The sequence below is a fragment of the Mesorhizobium dulcispinae genome (genome assembly GCF_033977345.1).
Taxonomy (GTDB): domain Bacteria; phylum Pseudomonadota; class Alphaproteobacteria; order Rhizobiales; family Rhizobiaceae; genus Mesorhizobium; species Mesorhizobium dulcispinae.
Genome location: NZ_JAVIIY010000005.1, coordinates 191,036 through 207,652 on the forward strand (window position 1 = coordinate 191,036; position 16,617 = coordinate 207,652).

The 16,617-nt window shown below is 64.2% G+C and carries 15 protein-coding genes; 10 read left to right on the forward strand and 5 right to left on the reverse strand.

What is annotated here, in order from left to right:
- Positions 1-14 precede the first annotated feature (14 nt).
- Complete coding sequence (locus RFN30_RS13880; RefSeq protein WP_320262652.1) at positions 15-2,213, forward strand: dipeptide ABC transporter ATP-binding protein; 2,199 nt, start codon at positions 15-17, stop codon at positions 2,211-2,213.
- Between the two features lie 25 nt (positions 2,214-2,238).
- On the opposite strand, the gene RFN30_RS13885 is transcribed toward RFN30_RS13880, so the two are convergent.
- Positions 2,239-2,829 carry a transglycosylase SLT domain-containing protein gene (locus RFN30_RS13885; protein ID WP_320262653.1) on the reverse strand — a complete coding sequence of 197 codons (591 nt, stop codon included), beginning with the start codon at positions 2,827-2,829 and terminating at the stop codon, positions 2,239-2,241.
- Between the two features lie 211 nt (positions 2,830-3,040).
- Between RFN30_RS13885 and RFN30_RS13890 the strand changes: the two genes are divergently transcribed.
- Both RFN30_RS13890 and RFN30_RS13895 read left to right on the forward strand, forming a co-directional pair.
- Positions 3,041-4,579, forward strand: a complete 1,539-nt coding sequence (locus RFN30_RS13890) for a trimethylamine methyltransferase family protein (protein WP_320262817.1) — start codon at positions 3,041-3,043, stop codon at positions 4,577-4,579.
- 243 nt (positions 4,580-4,822) lie between these two features.
- Positions 4,823-7,249, forward strand: coding sequence for a GcvT family protein (locus tag RFN30_RS13895; RefSeq protein ID WP_320262654.1), 2,427 nt, complete (start codon positions 4,823-4,825; stop codon positions 7,247-7,249).
- Positions 7,250-7,267: 18 nt separating this feature from the next.
- On the opposite strand, the gene RFN30_RS13900 is transcribed toward RFN30_RS13895, so the two are convergent.
- Entirely contained in the window at positions 7,268-7,666 is a 399-nt protein-coding gene (locus tag RFN30_RS13900; RefSeq protein ID WP_320262655.1) for a DoxX family protein, read from the reverse strand.
- Between the two features lie 202 nt (positions 7,667-7,868).
- Here RFN30_RS13900 and RFN30_RS13905 point away from each other — a divergent pair, with 202 nt between their 5' ends.
- A complete protein-coding gene (locus RFN30_RS13905; protein ID WP_320262656.1) occupies positions 7,869-8,357 on the forward strand; it encodes a hypothetical protein in 489 nt (162 codons plus the stop codon).
- 127 nt (positions 8,358-8,484) lie between these two features.
- Here RFN30_RS13905 and RFN30_RS13910 read toward each other — a convergent pair whose 3' ends face one another.
- Positions 8,485-9,261: a VOC family protein gene (locus RFN30_RS13910; RefSeq protein ID WP_320262657.1), complete on the reverse strand. Its 777-nt coding sequence runs from the start codon at positions 9,259-9,261 to the stop codon at positions 8,485-8,487.
- A gap of 177 nt (positions 9,262-9,438) precedes the next feature.
- On the opposite strand from RFN30_RS13910, the gene RFN30_RS13915 reads away from it, so the two are divergent.
- The 6 genes from RFN30_RS13915 to RFN30_RS13940 all read left to right on the forward strand — a co-directional run bounded on the left by RFN30_RS13915 (position 9,439) and on the right by RFN30_RS13940 (position 14,977).
- Positions 9,439-10,164, forward strand: a complete 726-nt coding sequence (locus tag RFN30_RS13915; protein ID WP_320262658.1) for a gamma-glutamylcyclotransferase — start codon at positions 9,439-9,441, stop codon at positions 10,162-10,164.
- Between the two features lie 114 nt (positions 10,165-10,278).
- Positions 10,279-11,643, forward strand: a complete 1,365-nt coding sequence (locus tag RFN30_RS13920; protein WP_320262659.1) for an NAD(P)-dependent oxidoreductase — start codon at positions 10,279-10,281, stop codon at positions 11,641-11,643.
- 2 nt (positions 11,644-11,645) lie between these two features.
- Positions 11,646-12,959 (forward strand): NAD-dependent dihydropyrimidine dehydrogenase subunit PreA, encoded by a 1,314-nt coding sequence (gene preA / locus RFN30_RS13925; protein WP_320262660.1) that lies wholly within the window; start codon positions 11,646-11,648, stop codon positions 12,957-12,959.
- 380 nt (positions 12,960-13,339) lie between these two features.
- Positions 13,340-13,867 (forward strand): RrF2 family transcriptional regulator, encoded by a 528-nt coding sequence (locus RFN30_RS13930; protein WP_320262661.1) that lies wholly within the window; start codon positions 13,340-13,342, stop codon positions 13,865-13,867.
- 11 nt (positions 13,868-13,878) lie between these two features.
- Positions 13,879-14,337: a carboxymuconolactone decarboxylase family protein gene (locus tag RFN30_RS13935; RefSeq protein WP_320262662.1), complete on the forward strand. Its 459-nt coding sequence runs from the start codon at positions 13,879-13,881 to the stop codon at positions 14,335-14,337.
- 145 nt (positions 14,338-14,482) lie between these two features.
- Positions 14,483-14,977, forward strand: a complete 495-nt coding sequence (locus tag RFN30_RS13940) for a DUF3592 domain-containing protein (protein ID WP_320262663.1) — start codon at positions 14,483-14,485, stop codon at positions 14,975-14,977.
- 27 nt (positions 14,978-15,004) lie between these two features.
- Here the strand turns inward: RFN30_RS13940 and RFN30_RS13945 are convergent, their stop codons facing one another.
- Positions 15,005-15,727, reverse strand: a complete 723-nt coding sequence (locus RFN30_RS13945; protein ID WP_320262664.1) for an SDR family oxidoreductase — start codon at positions 15,725-15,727, stop codon at positions 15,005-15,007.
- Complete coding sequence (locus RFN30_RS13950) at positions 15,724-16,569, reverse strand: SDR family oxidoreductase (RefSeq protein ID WP_320262665.1); 846 nt, start codon at positions 16,567-16,569, stop codon at positions 15,724-15,726. The genes RFN30_RS13945 and RFN30_RS13950 overlap by 4 nt, the downstream gene beginning before the upstream one ends.
- Between the last annotated feature and the right edge of the window lie 48 nt (positions 16,570-16,617).

Genomic DNA, 16,617 nt, shown 5'->3' on the forward strand with positions numbered 1-16,617 from the left:
GATTGGAGCGACCCATGAACGAGGCAGTTCGAAATCCGGCTCAACCGATCATCGAGATCGAGAACCTCTCGATCTCCTTCTTCACCCGCAAGGGCGAGATCCCGGCGGTGATGGACTTTTCCTGCACGGTCATGCCCGGCGAGGCGATGGGCATCGTCGGCGAATCCGGCTGCGGCAAGTCGACCGTGTCGCTCGGCATCATGCGCGACCTCTCCAACATCGGAAAGATCGTCGGCGGGCGGATCAAGTTCCAGGGCAGGGACATGGGCGAGATGTCCCAGGAGGAGCTTCGCGCCATCCGCGGCAACAAGATCGCCATGATCTACCAGGAGCCGATGGCGAGCCTCAATCCGGCGATGAAGGTCGGCCAGCAATTGATGGAAGTGCCGCTGATCCACGACAAGGTCTCGAAGGAAGAGGCCTACAAGCGGGCACTCGAGATGGTTCGGGCCGTGAAACTACCCGATCCGGAGCGCATGATGCGCTCCTATCCGCACCAGCTTTCCGGCGGCCAGCAGCAGCGCATCGTCATCGCCATGGCGCTCTTGTCGAAGCCGGCGCTGCTTCTGCTCGACGAGCCGACGACGGCGCTCGACGTCACCGTCGAGGCCGGCATCGTCGAGTTGGTCAAGGGGCTTGGCCAGAAGTTCGGCACCTCGATGATCTTCGTGTCGCATAATCTGGGCCTCATCCTCGAGACCTGCGACAAGATCACGGTGATGTATTCCGGCGAGGCGGTGGAGACCGGCAAGATCGAGGACGTCTTCGACCGCATGCGCCACCCCTATACGCAAGGGCTGTTCCGCTCGATCCCGCTGCCCGGCGCCGACAAGAATTCGCGGCCGCTGATCTCCATTCCCGGGCAGTTGCCGCTGCCGCATGAGCGGCCGAGAGGCTGCAATTTCGGACCCCGCTGCCACCATTTCGTCGAGGGCGTCTGCAACGCCGCCGAAATCCCGATGGTTCCGGTCGAAGGGCACGAGGGTCATTTCTCGCGCTGCGTGCGCTTCAACGAGATCGACTGGGAAGCGCTGCCGCCCGGCGCCAAGAAGGTCAACGAAAAGGTCGAGCCCGGCGCGCCGGTGCTCAAGATCGACGACCTCAAGAAATACTACAAGGTCGGCGGCAGCGAGGTGTTCGGCTCCAGCGAAGGCCGCGTCGTCAAGGCCAACGAGACGATTTCGTTCACCGCGCGCGAGTCCGAGACGGTCGCGATCGTGGGCGAGTCCGGCTGCGGGAAGTCGACGCTCGCCAAGGTGCTTCTGGGTCTCGAGACCGCAAGCTCCGGCACGGTGACGCTGGGCAACAAGGAGATCCAGTCGACCGGCATCGAGAGCCGCAATGTCGAGACGGTGTCTTCGATCCAGATGGTGTTCCAGAACCCGTTCGACACGCTTAATCCCAGCCATACGGTCGGCTCGCAGATCATCCGCACGCTGGAGAAGTTCAATGTCGGCAAGACGGTCGCCGAGCGGCGCAAGCGCATGCTGGAGCTGCTCGACCTGGTGAAGCTGCCGCGGGCCTTCGAGACCCGCAAGCCGCGACAGCTCTCGGGCGGGCAGAAGCAGCGCATCGGCGTGGCGCGCGCCTTTGCCGGCGATGCCAAGGTGGTGGTGGCCGACGAGCCGGTCTCGGCGCTCGACGTCTCGGTGCAGGCGGCGGTGACCGAGCTGTTGATGGACATCCAGCGCAAGAACAAGACGACGATGCTGTTCATCAGCCACGATCTGTCGGTGGTGCGCTATATCGCCGACCGCGTCGTCGTCATGTATCTCGGCTACATCGTCGAACAGGGCACGACGGACCAGATATTCTCGCCGCCCTATCATCCCTATACGGAGGCGCTGCTCTCGGCGATCCCGATCGCCGACACCAGCGTGGTCAAGAAGCACGTCGTGCTCGAGGGCGACATCCCGTCGGCGATGAACCCGCCGACCGGCTGCCCGTTCCAGACGCGCTGCGGCTACAAGAAGCTGGTGCCGGACAATCTGTGCGAGACGAAGGTGCCGCCGGTGAAGAATCTCGGCGACGGCCATATGAGCCTTTGCTGGCTGGCCGACGATGTGCTGGCCAAGATGGAGCCGGTCATCAAATTCGACAAGGAGCACGCAGCGCATGAGGGCGTGCCGGATGACGCCCCGCACGTTCCTGGTCCGGGCTTTGCCGGTTCGCCGCCGAAGCGGCCGAGCGGCAAGAAGCCCAAACCGAACTAAAGGGCGGCGCGGTTCCGCGCCGCCATCAGCTGCCGCACTGCCGCAACTGCTGGGCGTAGTCGCGGGCCATCTGGTCGGTGGCGCGCGCGTAGTTCTGCACGCCGGCGTCGCCGCGATTGCCGCGGCCGTAGGCCGACCAGCCGAGATAATAGGCGAGATAGAGATTGTAGGTGTCGTTGCGGGCGACGCCGAAAGTGTCGACGGTCTTGGAGTGGTACCAGCCGACGAAATCGATGGCGTCGGCGAAACGACTGCGGCGCGCCGCCCAGTTGCCGGTCTCCATCTGATACTGCGACCATGTGCCGTCGAGCGCCTGGGAATAACCCGCGGCGGTGGAGACATGCTTCCAGGGAATGAAGCCGAGCAGCTTGGTGCGTGGCGGCCGGGCGTTGCTCTTGAAGCCGGATTCCTTGCGCACCGTCGCCATCAGCACCGGCACGGGAATGCCGTATTTCTGCTCGGTGCGCTCGGCGGCGGACTGCCAGTTGTCGAACCAGCCATCATTCTGGTCGAAGACGGCGCAGACATTGTTGATGTGACTAGGCGCCGTCGCGCAGGCCGAAAGCGCCAGCAGCACAGAGACAGCGACAATTTTACTAAAACTCGACCTACGCATCGGAAGACGAATAGGCGTAAATCATAAAAGGAGTCTTTCGAGCTTCCTTAACGCCGGCCGGCACGGGGCGATCATGGGTCTATCGATAATTCGACCGAATGCGTCGCATTTCTTTTCGTCGATTTGAGAAAATGCCGCCGTGGCTAAAATCACGCCGGCAAATGGCGAATTCCTGACAGCCACCGCGCCCGGCCAGCGCTCTGATGCGCGCATGACCGAACCAAGACGAAAACGCGGCGCCGAGCGAACCAGCAACCGGGGGCCGTCCGCCATCCCGCAGTTGCCGCCAAGGCGCGTGATGAATCCCTACCCGCCGATGGCGGTGCTTTCGGCCGACCAGATCGAGGCCATCCATCAGGCGTCGATGCATATCCTGGAAAATTTCGGCATCGAGGTGATGAGCAAGAGGGCGCTCGCCCTGTTCGAACGCGCCGGCGCGAAAGTCGACCACGGCTCGATGAATGTGCGCCTCGATCGCGGCATGGTCGATGAGGCGCTGAAGACGACGCGCGCCAGCTACACGCTTACCCCGCGCAACCCGGCCCGTGCCATTCATCTCGGCGGCAACATCATCAACTTCACGCTGGTCGCCGGGCCGCCCAACGTGCACGACATGGAGCGCGGCCGCCGCGCCGGCAATCTCGCCGACTACTGCGACCTCGTCCGGCTGGCGCAGCATTTCAACTGCATCCACATGCTGGGCAACGAGGTCTGCGCGCCGATCGAGCTGCCGGCGAACTCGCGCCATCTCGACACCTATTTCGCCAATCTGACGCTGACCGACAAATGCTTCCATGTCTCGGCGATCGGGCGGGGCAGGGCGCTCGACGGCATCGAGATGATGGCGATTGCACGTGGCTTGACGCTCGACCAGATCGGCCAGGATCCCGGTGTCACCACGATCATTTCCGTCAACTCGCCGCGCCGCTTCGACGAGATGATGGCCGAAGGGCTGATGACCATGGCCGAATACGGCCAGTCGGTGGCGGTGACGCCGTTCACGCTGATGGGTGCGATGAGCCCGGTGACGCTGGCCGGCGCGCTGGCGCAGCAAAATGCCGAGGCGCTGTTCGGCATCGTGCTGACCCAGTTGGTGCGTCCCGGCGCGCCGGTGATGTACGGCGCCTTCACCTCCAATGTCGACATGAAGTCTGGCGCGCCGGCCTTCGGCACGCCGGAGAATACGAAGGCCAACATCGCCTCCGGGCAATTGGCGCGGCGCTACAATCTGCCGTACCGCACGACGCCGGGCTCGGCCTCCAATGCCGCCGATGCGCAAGGCGCCTATGAGACGCTGATGGCGCTGTGGGGCGCCGTGCTCGGCCACGGCAACCTCGTCTACCATGCCGCCGGCTGGCAGGAGGGCGGACTGACGGCATCGTTCGAAAAGCTCATCATCGATGTCGAGATGATGCAGCACATGATGGAATTCCTGCGGCCGATCGTGGTCGACGAAGAAGAGCTCGCGGTGGAGGCGCTTGGCGCTGTGCCGACCGGCGGCCACTTCTTCGGCGAACCGCATACGCTGGAGCGCTACGCCACGGCCTTCTATCAGCCGATGCTGTCCAACTGGCAGAATTACGAAGCCTGGCAGGAGGCCGGCGCGCTGGACACGACGGCCCGCGCGACGCGGCTCTGGAAGAAGGCGCTGGAGGAATATGTCCAGCCGGCCATGGACCCCGCCGTGCGCGAGACACTCGAAGCCTACATGGCGCGCCGCAAGGAAGCGATCGGGCAGGGCGAGCCGTGAGTTCATTGGCGTCGGCGCGAGGCACCCCCCTCTGTCCTGCCGGACATCTCCCCCTCAAGGGGGGAGATTGGCTGTCACATCTGCCTTCGCCAATCATCAGCGTTGAAAAGAATTCGGCGGCGTTGCCGCTGCCGATCTCCCCCCTTGAGGGGGAGATGTCCGGCAGGCCAGAGGGGGGTGCTTGGCGCCTCCCGTGCCGATTCATCTCACCAATCCAACTCCCTGAAATAACGAGAAGAACCCATGAAGTCGCATGCAAAGGTCGTGGTCATCGGCGGCGGTGTCGTCGGATGCTCCGTGCTGTTCCATCTTGCCCGCCACGGCTGGACCGACGTCGTGCTTTTGGAGCGCGATGAGCTGACTTCCGGCTCGACCTGGCACGCGGCCGGCGGCATGCACACCATCAATGGCGACCCCAACGTCGCCAAGCTGCAGAAATACACGATCTCGCTCTACAAGGAGATCGAAGAGCTTTCCGGCCAGGCGACCGGCGTGCATCTGACCGGCGGCGTGCTTTTGGCCGCGACCGAGGCGCGGCTCGACTGGCTGCGCGGCGTCGTCTCGAAGGGCCGCTATCTCGGCATCGACCTCGAAGTGATCTCTGCGAAGGAAGCGGCCGAGCTGATGCCGCTCATCGACCCAAAACAATTCGTCGGCGCGGTGCGCAACAAGGAGGACGGCCATCTCGACCCGTCCGGCGTGACGCATGCCTATGCCAAGGCCGCACGGAAACTGGGCGCCGAGGTCGAACGCTTCACCAAGGTCGAGGACATCGTGCGCCGGCCGGACGGCCTGTGGCGCGTCATCACCAACAAGGGCGAGGTGGTGGCCGAGCATGTCGTCAACGCCGGCGGGCTCTGGGCGCGCGAGGTCGGCCGCATGATCGGGCTGGAGCTGCCGGTGCTCGCGATGGAGCATATGTATCTGATCACCGAGGACATGCCCGAGGTCGCCGACTGGAACAAGAAGACCGGCACGGAGATCATCCATGCTGTTGACTTCGACGGCGAGCTCTATCTGCGCCAGGAGCGCGGCGGCATGTTGATGGGCACCTATGAGAAGGCGAACAAGCCGTGGTCCGAGTTCCAGACGCCCTGGAATTTCGGCCATGAGCTGCTGGAGCCGGACATCGACCGCATCGCGCCTTCGCTGGAAGTCGGCTTCCGCCATTTCCCGGCCTTCCAGAAGACCGGCATCAAGCAGATCATCAACGGCCCCTTCACCTTCGCGCCGGACGGCAATCCGCTGGTCGGCCCGGTGCGCGGCCTGCCGGGCTTCTGGGTCGCCTGCGGCGTCATGGCGGGTTTTTCGCAGGGCGGTGGCGTTGGGCTGGCGCTCTCCAACTGGATGATCGAGGGCGATCCTGGCGCCGACATCTGGGCTATGGACGTGGCGCGCTACGGCGACTGGGCGACGATGGCCTACACCAACGCCAAGGTGCGCGAGAACTATTCCCGCCGCTTCTCGATCCGCTTCCCGAACGAGGAGCTGCCGGCCGGACGCCCGCTGAAGACGACACCGGTCTACGACACGCTGTCGGCCAAGGGCGCTCAGTGGGGCGTGGCCTATGGGCTGGAGGTGCCGCTCTGGTATGCGCCCGAAGGCGTCAAGGACGAGTTCTCGTGGCGGCGTTCGACCGACTTCGATCATGTCGCGAAGGAGGTTGCCGCCGTTCGCAATGGTGTCGGGCTGTCGGAGATCTCGAGCTTCGCCAAATACAGAGTGACAGGCGAGGGCACCGGGGCCTGGCTCGATCGCATTCTCGCCTGCAAGCTGCCCAAGCCCGGCCGCATGACGTTGGCGCCGATGCTGAAGGAAGACGGCAGGCTGAACGGCGACTTCACCCTTGCCAATATAGGTGACGGCGAGTGGTTCGTCGCCGGCTCCGGCGTCGCCGAGCAGTACCACATGCGCTGGTTCGAGGCGCATCTGCCCGGGGACGGCTCGGTCCGCATCGAGGCGCTGGGACAAAAGCTTACCGGTCTCGCCATCGCCGGCCCGAAGGCGAGGGAGGTGCTGGCCAAGGCCACCCGCGCCGACGTCTCCAACGCTGCCTTCCCCTTCATGGCCGTCGCCCGGATGGATATCGGCATGGCGCCGTGCCTCGTCGGCCGCGTCAGCTACACCGGCGACCTCGGCTACGAGATCTGGGTGGCGCCGGAATATCAGCGCGCGGCTTTCCAGGCGCTGATCGAGGCGGGCGAGGAGTTCGGCATTGGCCTGTTCGGCTCGCGCGCCCTCAATGCGCTCAGGCTCGAAAAGAATTACGGCTCATGGGCGCGCGAATACCGGCCGATCTACGGGCCGCTGGAGGCCGGGCTCGACCGTTTCGTCGCCTATGGCAAGGAGGCGGACTTCATCGGCAAGCAAGCGGCGCTGGCCGAGCGCAAGCAGGGCGGCAAGCTCAGGCTGCGCGCCTTCATCGTCGAGGCCGACGGTGCCGACGTCATCGGCGACGAGGCGATCTGGCATGACGGCGCCGTGCGCGGCTGGGTCACCTCGGGCGGCTATGCGCATCATTCGAAGAAATCGGTCGCGATGGGTTATGTGCCGAAGGAGATCGCCGACAAGCCGGACGGCTTCGAGATCGAGATCCTCGGCAAGCGCCATGCGGCGCGCATTCAGGCGGCGCCGCTGTTCGATGCCAATTTCGAGCGGATGCGCGCCTGAACCAGGCGCGCTGTGCCATCAGGCCCTGGCGCTGTCGCGATTGTCGAGCGCGAAGGAGCCCGGACCGGCAAAGAATAGATAGAGGAAGACGAAGCAGAACAGGATGGCTGCGTCGCCGCCATTGTTGGCCGGAAAGAAGTCGCGCGGCATGTGCGCCATGAAATAGGCAACCGCCATCTCGCCGCAGAGCAGGAACGCCACCGGACGCGTGAAGAGCCCCAGCGCCAGCAGGAGGCCGCCGGCAAACTCGAGGATCCCGGACGTCAGCGCAAGGCCGGTCAGGGCCTCGGCATGCGCGCCGGGCGGAAAATTGAACAGTTTCTGGGTGCCGTGCTCGACGAACTGCAACGCCGTCATGATGCGAAGCACGCCCAACGCCTGCGGACGGTGTTGGGCAAGGCTTTCGAAAAGCTTCATGCAGAACTCCATTTACCCCCGGCGCCGGCCACAAATTATCGCCCGCCAATGGACCACTCACTTCCCATGGCCTGCCATCAACAATCGGTGAGTGGAAATCGTTCCAGTCTCGTCCCTCAATCTGTTCTCTCTATGGTTGCATTCATATCCTTATGGTTGTAGTAATGTGTCGAGACACCAAACCATGCGGGTTACCTTTGCCATGAAAAAAGTCGTCATCAGCCTATTCGCAATCCTTGCAGGCACGAGTTTCGCAATGGCCGGCGAGGCCAATTGCGATGCCTTCAAATGGCCGGTGACACGCGAGCAGGCCCTGTTTCCGTCGGCGTCGGCCGCGCAGTCCGGCGCTGCCCTGACGGTCGGACAAGCGATGGATTTCACGCTCGCAGCGGTCGACACGGTCAGCTTTGAAGTGCCGCCGCAACGCGCACCGGCAGCCGGCACGTTCGGCGCCACGGCAAGCGTGACCGTGCCACCCGAGGGCGAGCTCCAGTTCAGCCTGTCCGATGAGGCCTGGATCGATGTCGTGCAGGACGGCCATGCCGTGAAGTCGACGGCTTTCAGCGGCGTGAAGACCTGCCCGGGAATTCGCAAGAGCGTGCGCTTCAAGCTGGCCGCCGGTCCGGCCACCGTGCAGCTCAGCGGCGCCAAGAAGGCCGACCTCAAGGTGGCGGTGCTGACGCCGGAGTGACGCCTAAAGGTGCACAAGGCCGGCCGAACAGCACCCTCCGCTGTCCTGTCCATCCTCCGCAGCAGCTGCGCTGCGGCTGCGAAGGATGGCTCGGTCTCCTTCCCCGCAAAGGGGAGATCGGCAGTTTCTACCGCCCAGGCGCCAGCAGCGCGAAATGCGCGCCTTGCGGGTCCTGGCATTGGACCACCCATTGCGCGCTCGGCACTTCCATCGGCCCCATCAGCACCTTGCCGCCATTGTCGGTGACGCGCTTGGCCGCCGCGTCGATGGCGTCGACGTTGAAATAGAACTGCCAGACCGGCACCGGAATCTGCGGCGGCTTGTTCATCATGCCGCCTCCCGACTCCGGGCCTGCGCCGAAGGTCTTGTAAATGCCCATCTCGCCCATGTCGAACTCGCCGGCGCTGGTCCACCCGAACTGGCCGGAATAGAAGTCGAAGGCGGCTTTCCAGTCCGAAGTGTAGAGCTCGTGCCAGCCGATATGGCCTGGCGTGGTCGCGGCCACCGGCGGCTGTTCGGGCTGATTGGGCTGCAGGAACATGAAGGTCGCGCCCTGCGGGTCGGCGACCACGGCGAAGCGGCCAACCTCGGGAATATCATCGGGAGCGCGATGGACGGTGCCGCCAGCCTCCTGCAGCGCCTTCGTCGAGGCATCGACATCCTTGGTGTAGATGTAGCCGAGCCAGGCGGGCGGCATGCCCATCTTGGCGGCGTCCTCCGGCATGGTCATCAATCCGCCGACGCCGCGCATGGCCGAATTCATCACTATATAGCGGGGCATGCCCGGCACCTTGTCGAAGGGCTCGGCCCTCCAGCCGACGACGGCGGTGTAAAAGGCCTCGGCGGCGTCGAGGTCGGTGGTCATCAGTTCGTACCAGAAGAAAGGTTGGGGGGAATTCGGCATGGTCGGTCTCCTCACCGGTTCAGGCAGCGATCGCGGTTCGATCCATCCTAGGACGATCTCGGCGACAGAAATCCGACATCTGGGCCAGAAATCGCGAGCGGCAAGGTGCCGGCCCCGTGATCTTGCGTGTCATGCGATTTTCGACTTTGCTGGCGTCAAAGAGGGGCTCTGTTTCCATTGCGCCGAATGTCGCTCACGCCTGAGCTTGTCGCTCTGTGCCATCGGGAGGAGATCGATCCTGGTCCGAGCGGCGAGTGGACTCAATTGAACGATGACGATTTCCGGGCGCTTGCGCTGCGCCTGTCAGGCGAAGCCGACGAGGGGCCGCTCTGGGTGTTCGCCTATGGCTCGCTGATCTGGAAGCCGGCCTTCGAATCCGTCGAGCAACGGTGCGCCTCCGCTTATGGCTGGCACCGGTCGTTCTGTCTGGACCTGGTGCGCTGGAGAGGCAGCGCCGCGCAGCCGGGACTGATGATGGCGCTCGAACGCGGCGGACGCTGCGACGGCGTCATCTATCGCCTCCCGGACGGCGAGAAGCCGGCCCAGATCGAAAGGTTGCTGCGGCGTGAAATCGACGACCATGAAAGCGTAAGCTCGGTCCGGTGGGTTCCGGTGCGCACGGCGCAAGGATCGCTGCGGGCATTGGGCTTCTGGGTCGGCGTGACGGGCAGGGGCACGTCGCTCAGGCAGCCTCTCGAAAGGGTGGCAAGGATACTGGCACGCGCGTGCGGCCATGTCGGCTCCGGCGCCGAGTATCTCTACAACACCGTCAGCCACCTCGAGACATTCGGCATCCATGACCGCAATTTGTGGCGGCTGCAGGAGCTCGTCGCCGACGAGATCAGGTCGATTCATCCTTCCAGGATTGAAACCGCCGAGCCGGCCGCGGCGGCTATAACATGACTGTGATTATCATGTTTTTGTCGAACCATTTCAGCGGCTTGGCGGAAAATTGACCAATTGATAAAAAAATAAAACGTGCTAGCCTTCCCCAAAACAAAACAAGGGGAAACTGGAATGGCGACTGGTCATTTCATCGAAGGCATAGCCGGCGGCCGGCTGTCTGCCGAGCAATATGCCGACAATTTTTCCGACCTGCATCCTCCGCTCGATCATCACGAGGCGCTGGTCGAGGCCGACCGTTGCTACTTCTGCTACGACGCGCCGTGCATGAATGCCTGCCCGACCTCGATCGACATCCCGATGTTCATCCGGCAGATTGCGACCGGCAATCCGCTGGGTTCGGCCAAGACGATCTTCGACCAGAACATCCTCGGCGGCATGTGCGCCCGCGTCTGTCCGACCGAGACGCTGTGCGAAGAGGTTTGCGTGCGCGAGGTGGCGGAAGGCAAGCCGGTGCAGATCGGCCGGCTGCAGCGTTACGCGACCGACGTCGCGATGGATGAGAACAAGCAGTTCTACAAACGCGCCGAGCCGACCGGAAAGACGGTCGCGGTGGTCGGCGCCGGGCCTTCGGGTCTCGCGGCGGCGCATCGCCTCGCCCGCCACGGTCACGACGTGACGATCCTCGAGGCGCGGCCGAAGGCCGGCGGCCTCAACGAATACGGCATCGCGGCCTATAAGAGCGTCGACGATTTCGCCCAGGCGGAAGTCGACTATGTCACCGCGATCGGCGGCATCGACATACAGAACGGCAAGGCGCTCGGCCGCGATTTCCAGCTGGCCGACCTAATCCGCAATTACGATGCGGTGTTCCTCGGCCTCGGGCTCGGCGGCATCAATGCGCTCAGCGCCGACGGTGAGGACGCGGACGGTGTCGCCAACGCTGTCGAGTTCATCGCCGAACTCAGGCAGGCAAGCGATCTTGGCAGCCTCCCGGTCGGCCGGCGTGTCGTCGTCATCGGCGGCGGCATGACGGCGATCGACGCCGCTGTGCAGTCGAAGCTGCTCGGCGCCGAGGAGGTGACGATCTGCTACCGGCGCGGGCAGGAGCATATGAACGCTTCCGGTTTCGAGCAGGATCTTGCCGCCGCCAACGGCGTCACCATCCGCCACTGGGTGCAGCCGAAGCGCGTCATCGCCGAGAACGGCAAGGTGTCGGCCATCGAGCTCGAATACACCGCAATCAAGGGCGACAAGCTCGCCGGCACAGGCGAACGGCTGACGCTCGCCGCCGACCAGGTGTTCAAGGCGATCGGCCAGAGTTTTACGCCGGCGGTGCTCAACGGCAGCGTTGCCTCGATCGAGCTCGAGGGCGGCCGCATCAAGGTCGACGCCGAAGGCCGCACCTCGCTGGCGAAAGTCTGGGCGGGCGGCGACTGCATCTTCGGCGGCGACGACTTGACGGTCTCGGCTGTGGCTCAAGGACGCGACGCCGCCGAGAGCATCCATCGGGCACTGGCCTCTAACGGGAGGGCATGAGCATGGCAGACATCCGCAACACTTTCGTCGGCATCAAGTCGCCCAATCCGTTCTGGCTGGCCTCGGCGCCGCCGACCGACAAGGCCTACAATGTCGAGCGCGCCTTCAAGGCCGGTTGGGGCGGCGTGGTGTGGAAGACGCTGGGCGAAGAAGGCCCGCCGGTCGTCAACGTCAACGGCCCGCGCTACGGCGCGATCTGGGGCGCCGACCGCCGCCTGCTCGGTCTGAACAACATCGAACTGATCACCGATCGCGACCTGCAGACGAATCTGCGCGAGATGAAGCAGGTCAAGATGAACTGGCCGGACCGGGCGCTGGTCGCCTCGATCATGGTGCCTTGCGTCGAGGAGAGCTGGAAGGCGATCCTGCCGCTGGTCGAGGAGACCGGCGCCGACGGCATCGAGCTCAATTTCGGCTGCCCGCACGGCATGAGCGAGCGCGGCATGGGCTCGGCTGTCGGCCAGGTGCCGGAATATATCGAGATGGTGGTGCGCTGGTGCAAGCAGTACACGCGCATGCCGGTCATCACCAAGCTGACGCCGAACATCACCGACATCCGCAAGCCGGCCCGCGCAGCGAAGGCCGGCGGCACCGACGCGGTGTCGCTGATCAACACCATCAATTCGATCACCGGCGTCGACCTCGACAGTTTCGCGCCGCAGCCGACCATCGACGGCAAGGGCTCGCATGGCGGCTATTGCGGCCCGGCGGTGAAGCCGATCGCCATGAACATGGTGGCCGAGATCGCGCGCGATCCGGAAACGCATGGCCTGCCGATCTCGGGAATCGGCGGCATCACCACCTGGCGGGACGCGGCCGAATTCATGGCGCTCGGCGCCGGCAACGTGCAGGTCTGCACGGCGGCGATGACCTATGGCTTCAAGATCGTGCAGGAGATGATCGCAGGGCTCGAGAACTGGATGGACGAGAAGGGCCACGCCTCGCTCTCCGACATCATCGGCCGCGCCACGCCCAACGTCACCGACTGGCAGTACCTCAACCTCAACTACGTCGCCAAGGCGCATATCGACCAGGACGCCTGCATCAAGTGCGGGCGCTGCCACATCGCCTGCGAGGACACCTCGCACCAGGCAATCACCAGCATGGTGGACGGCGTCAGGCATTTCGAGGTGATCGAGGCCGAATGCGTCGGCTGCAACCTCTGCGTCAATGTCTGCCCGGTGGAAGGCTGCATCACGATGGAGCCGCTGGCGGCCGGCGCGATGGACGAGCGCACCGGCAAGCCGGTGTCGCCGATCTACGCCAACTGGACGACGCACCCGAACAACCCGATGGCCAAGGTGGCGGTGGAGTAGGTTTTTCGTCTTTATCGGTTTGGCTCAATCGCCCTGTGCTCGCACGGGGCGATTTTTTTGTGCGCACGACGTCAATTGTCGAAGTCGGCGCCGCCCCTCATCCGCCTGCCGGCACCTTCTCCCCGTATAGTGACGGGGAGAAGGGAGCTGTGACCGCGTTTGCACTCTTCCTCCAACGATTGCGGTTGGCGAAACCATCCGCGGGAGCATCTTTCTCCCCGTCACTATACGGGGAGAAATGCCCGGCAGGGCAATGAGGGGCGGCGCCAACCTTTGGAGAAATCCCCACTGCGCGGCCGCCCAACGGGGTTATCACAGTTCACTATTGCAGATAAAAAGTATCCATGATAAAAAATATCCATGAATAGGAGCTGCAAGCCATGAAGCTGGGAGAGGGCGTCGAAGCGGCGATCCACTGCGCCGCCATGCTTGCCGGCATCGACGGCAACAGCACCATGTCGGGCGCGGCCATGGCCGAGGCCTTTGGCCTGTCGCCGAGCTATCTGTTGAAACATCTCAATCAGCTTACGACGGCGCGTATCCTGGAATCGGTGCCAGGACCGGCCGGCGGCTACCGGCTGGCGCGGCCGGCGGAGCGTATCACGCTGCTCGACATCGTGCTGTCGGTCGAGGGTAGAGAGCCCGCCTTCCGCTGCGGCGAGATCCGCCAGCGCGGTCCGGTCAGGCTCGACGCCTCGGCCTATGTGAAGCCATGCGGCATCAATACCGCGATGCTCAAGGCCGAGCGCGCCTATCGTGCCGCTCTTGCCGAGGCAAAGCTCTCCGACATCGTCGCCGATTTCATGAACGACGCCGATCCTCGCACGGTCGCTGCGAGCTGCGCCTTCGTCGAGCGCCACCAGCGGCCGCAGAAAAATCAATCCAATCAACCAAATCAACAAGCGTGAAAGGTAAGAGAATGAAACAGAGGCTGCAGTTCTTCGCCAAGGCGCCTGAAATCATGAAGGCGGTGCTGGCGCTCAACAAGGCCGTCGAGGAGTGCGGGCTGGAGGAAAGCCTGATGCATCTGGTCAAGCTCAGGGCTTCGCAGATCAATGGCTGTTCCTATTGCGTCGAGATGCACAGCCGCGAGGCGCGGCAGGACGGCGAGACCGAGACCCGGCTTTATCTTGTCGCCGCCTGGAAGGAATCGCCGCTGTTTTCCGGGCGCGAGCGCGCAGCACTGGCCTGGACCGAGAAGGTGACGAACATCTCCGACAACGGCGTCCCGGACGATCTCTACGCCAGGACACTGGAGCATTTCTCGGAAGAGGAACTGGTCAAGCTGACGGTGGTGATCGGCATGATCAACACCTGGAACCGGCTCTGCGTGTCCTTCCACGCCATCCATCCGATGCCGGCCGCCAAGGCAGCGTGATCGTTCACCGGAGGGCGCGGGTCTGCCAGAGGCCCGCGCCTTCTCTGATCCTTCCGCGGATTCCGCGCAATTGACGGCTGCGCGTTAATCGCTCCGTCGCGATTGTCCTGTATTAGCAAACCCAGGTTCGCCCGTCGGAGCGTTCATGGAGCAGAGCTGGACCGCATTCTGGGCCCGCGTTTCGGAAGCCTTCCACCAGGCGTTGTTTCCGTTCCGGGCTGTTGCCCAAGCCCTTGGCGGGCATCCGAGCGACATTCAGATATGGTGCTTCCTGTGCGGCGTCTTCTTCCTGGCGCTCCTCGGCATACAGACCTATGGCAACATCGTGCTCAAGCGGCGCGGCGTCCCTACCACCGGCAAGGTGGTCCGCATCGATAAGTCGAGCGACGGGCCGGATACGCCGATCATCGAATTCGCCGATCGGCTGGGCAAGACGTGGCGTTTCGAGTCATATCTGCCGGTCAACAAAACGACCGGGAACGTCGGCGCGCCGGTCGAGGTGATGTACGATCCCCTTCACCCGAAGCGGGCACGCGAGGTGGGCCGCCCGCTGATGAAGGCGGTCCACCTTCTTGTCTGGTGTGCCGTTGTCGCCGGGCTGATGGTGCTCGCCTTCTTGCCCGGCCTCATTTCTAACTGATCCATTCGCCGCGGATCTGTTCTCCGCTCAGGCGGCAAAGCGCAGACCGCCGTCGCAGGTCAGCACCTGGCCGGTCATGAAGCCGTTGGATACGAGGAAGGCGATCGCGCCGGCGACATCTTCGGCGCGGCCGATGCGGCCGACCGGCGTCTTGCCGGCATATTCGGCGAAGACCGCTTGCCGCTGCTCGGCCGGTAGAAAGTCCCACCAGGGCGTGTCGATGACGCCGGGCGCCACGACGTTGACGCGCAGCGGCTTTAGCTCGACGGCCAGGATCGGCGCCACGGTGAGCAGCATGCCGTTGATGGCGCCGATGCCGGCGACGCCGGGCGCCGCGAGCTGCGCCGAGACGGCCGAAATGAGGGTGACTGATCCGGCTTTGTTCAAGGTCAGCAGTGCCGCCTGCAGGCAGGCCAGCTGAGGCCGGACCTTCTCGTCGACGCCGCTGCCGATGTCGGCAAGGTCGAGCGTCGCGAACGGTCCCAGTCCCTTGCCGCCGCTCGCCGCGAGAACGAGGTGATCGAACGGTCCGAGGCCATCGAAGAAGCGCCGGACCTCGTCCGGCCTGCTCGCATCGAAAGCGGCCTTGCCGACGGTGCCGCCAAGGCTCTTCCAGGCGCTCTTCAGCTTCTCCTCATTGCGGCCGGTGATCGTCACTTTCATCGTGGGGCTGACTAGCCGTTTGGCCGTGGCAAGGCCGATGCCGGACGAGCCGCCTATGATCACGCAGTGTTCGATGTTCTCACTCATGAGTGTTGTTCCCTGGATGTCGTGGAAGATTGTCCGGTCAGTTCGAGGCTGAGCGCCCGCAACTGACGGCGAGCCTTTTCGTCATAGGCCTGCGCATCGGCGCGCGATTCCCGCTGGGCGTCGAAGTAGAGGCCGCTGCGACCTTTGAGCGCCGGCGATGCCGCCAGGTTGAGGATCGCGTCGGCGCCGGTCTCGACCGAGCTCCATGGCGTGACGCCGGCCTGACGAACCATGGTCGTGTCAATGTAGCTTGCCGGATGGAGCGCATTGACGGTGACGCCGGTGCCTTTGAGCTGTTCGGCCAGGTCGATGGTGAACAGGATCTGCGCCAGCTTGCTCTGGCAATAGGCGCGCACGCCGCTATAGCCGTGGGTCAGCATGACATCGTCGAAGTCGATCGCCTGCTGGCCGGCCGACGCGACGTTGACGATGCGCGCCGGCGCGCCGGCCTTGAGCAGCGGCAGCAGCTCCGACGTCAGCAGGAAGCCGGCGAGATAGTTGACGGCGAAGCGCAGCTCACAGCCATCGGCGCTCACCTGCCTTTTCGCGCCCTGGCCGCCAGTGCCGACGCCCGCATTGTTGATCAATATGTCGAGCCGGTCGGTCCTTTCGCGCACGGCTTCAGCGAGGCGGCGCACTTCGGCGAGCGAGGCGAGGTCGGCGGCGAGAAATTCGGCCTTGCCGCCCTTTGCCTCGATCGCGGCCACCACATCCTTGCCACGGCCTTCGTCGCGGCCATGCACCAGCACGCGGGCGCCGGCAGCGCCGAGCCTTTCGGCGACGAGGCGGCCGACACCGTCGGTCGAGCCGGTGACGAGAACGGTTTTGTCCTTGAGTTCCATGTTCAGAGCCTCCTTGTGCTGCTCTGAACGGGAAGATGGGGCGCGGCG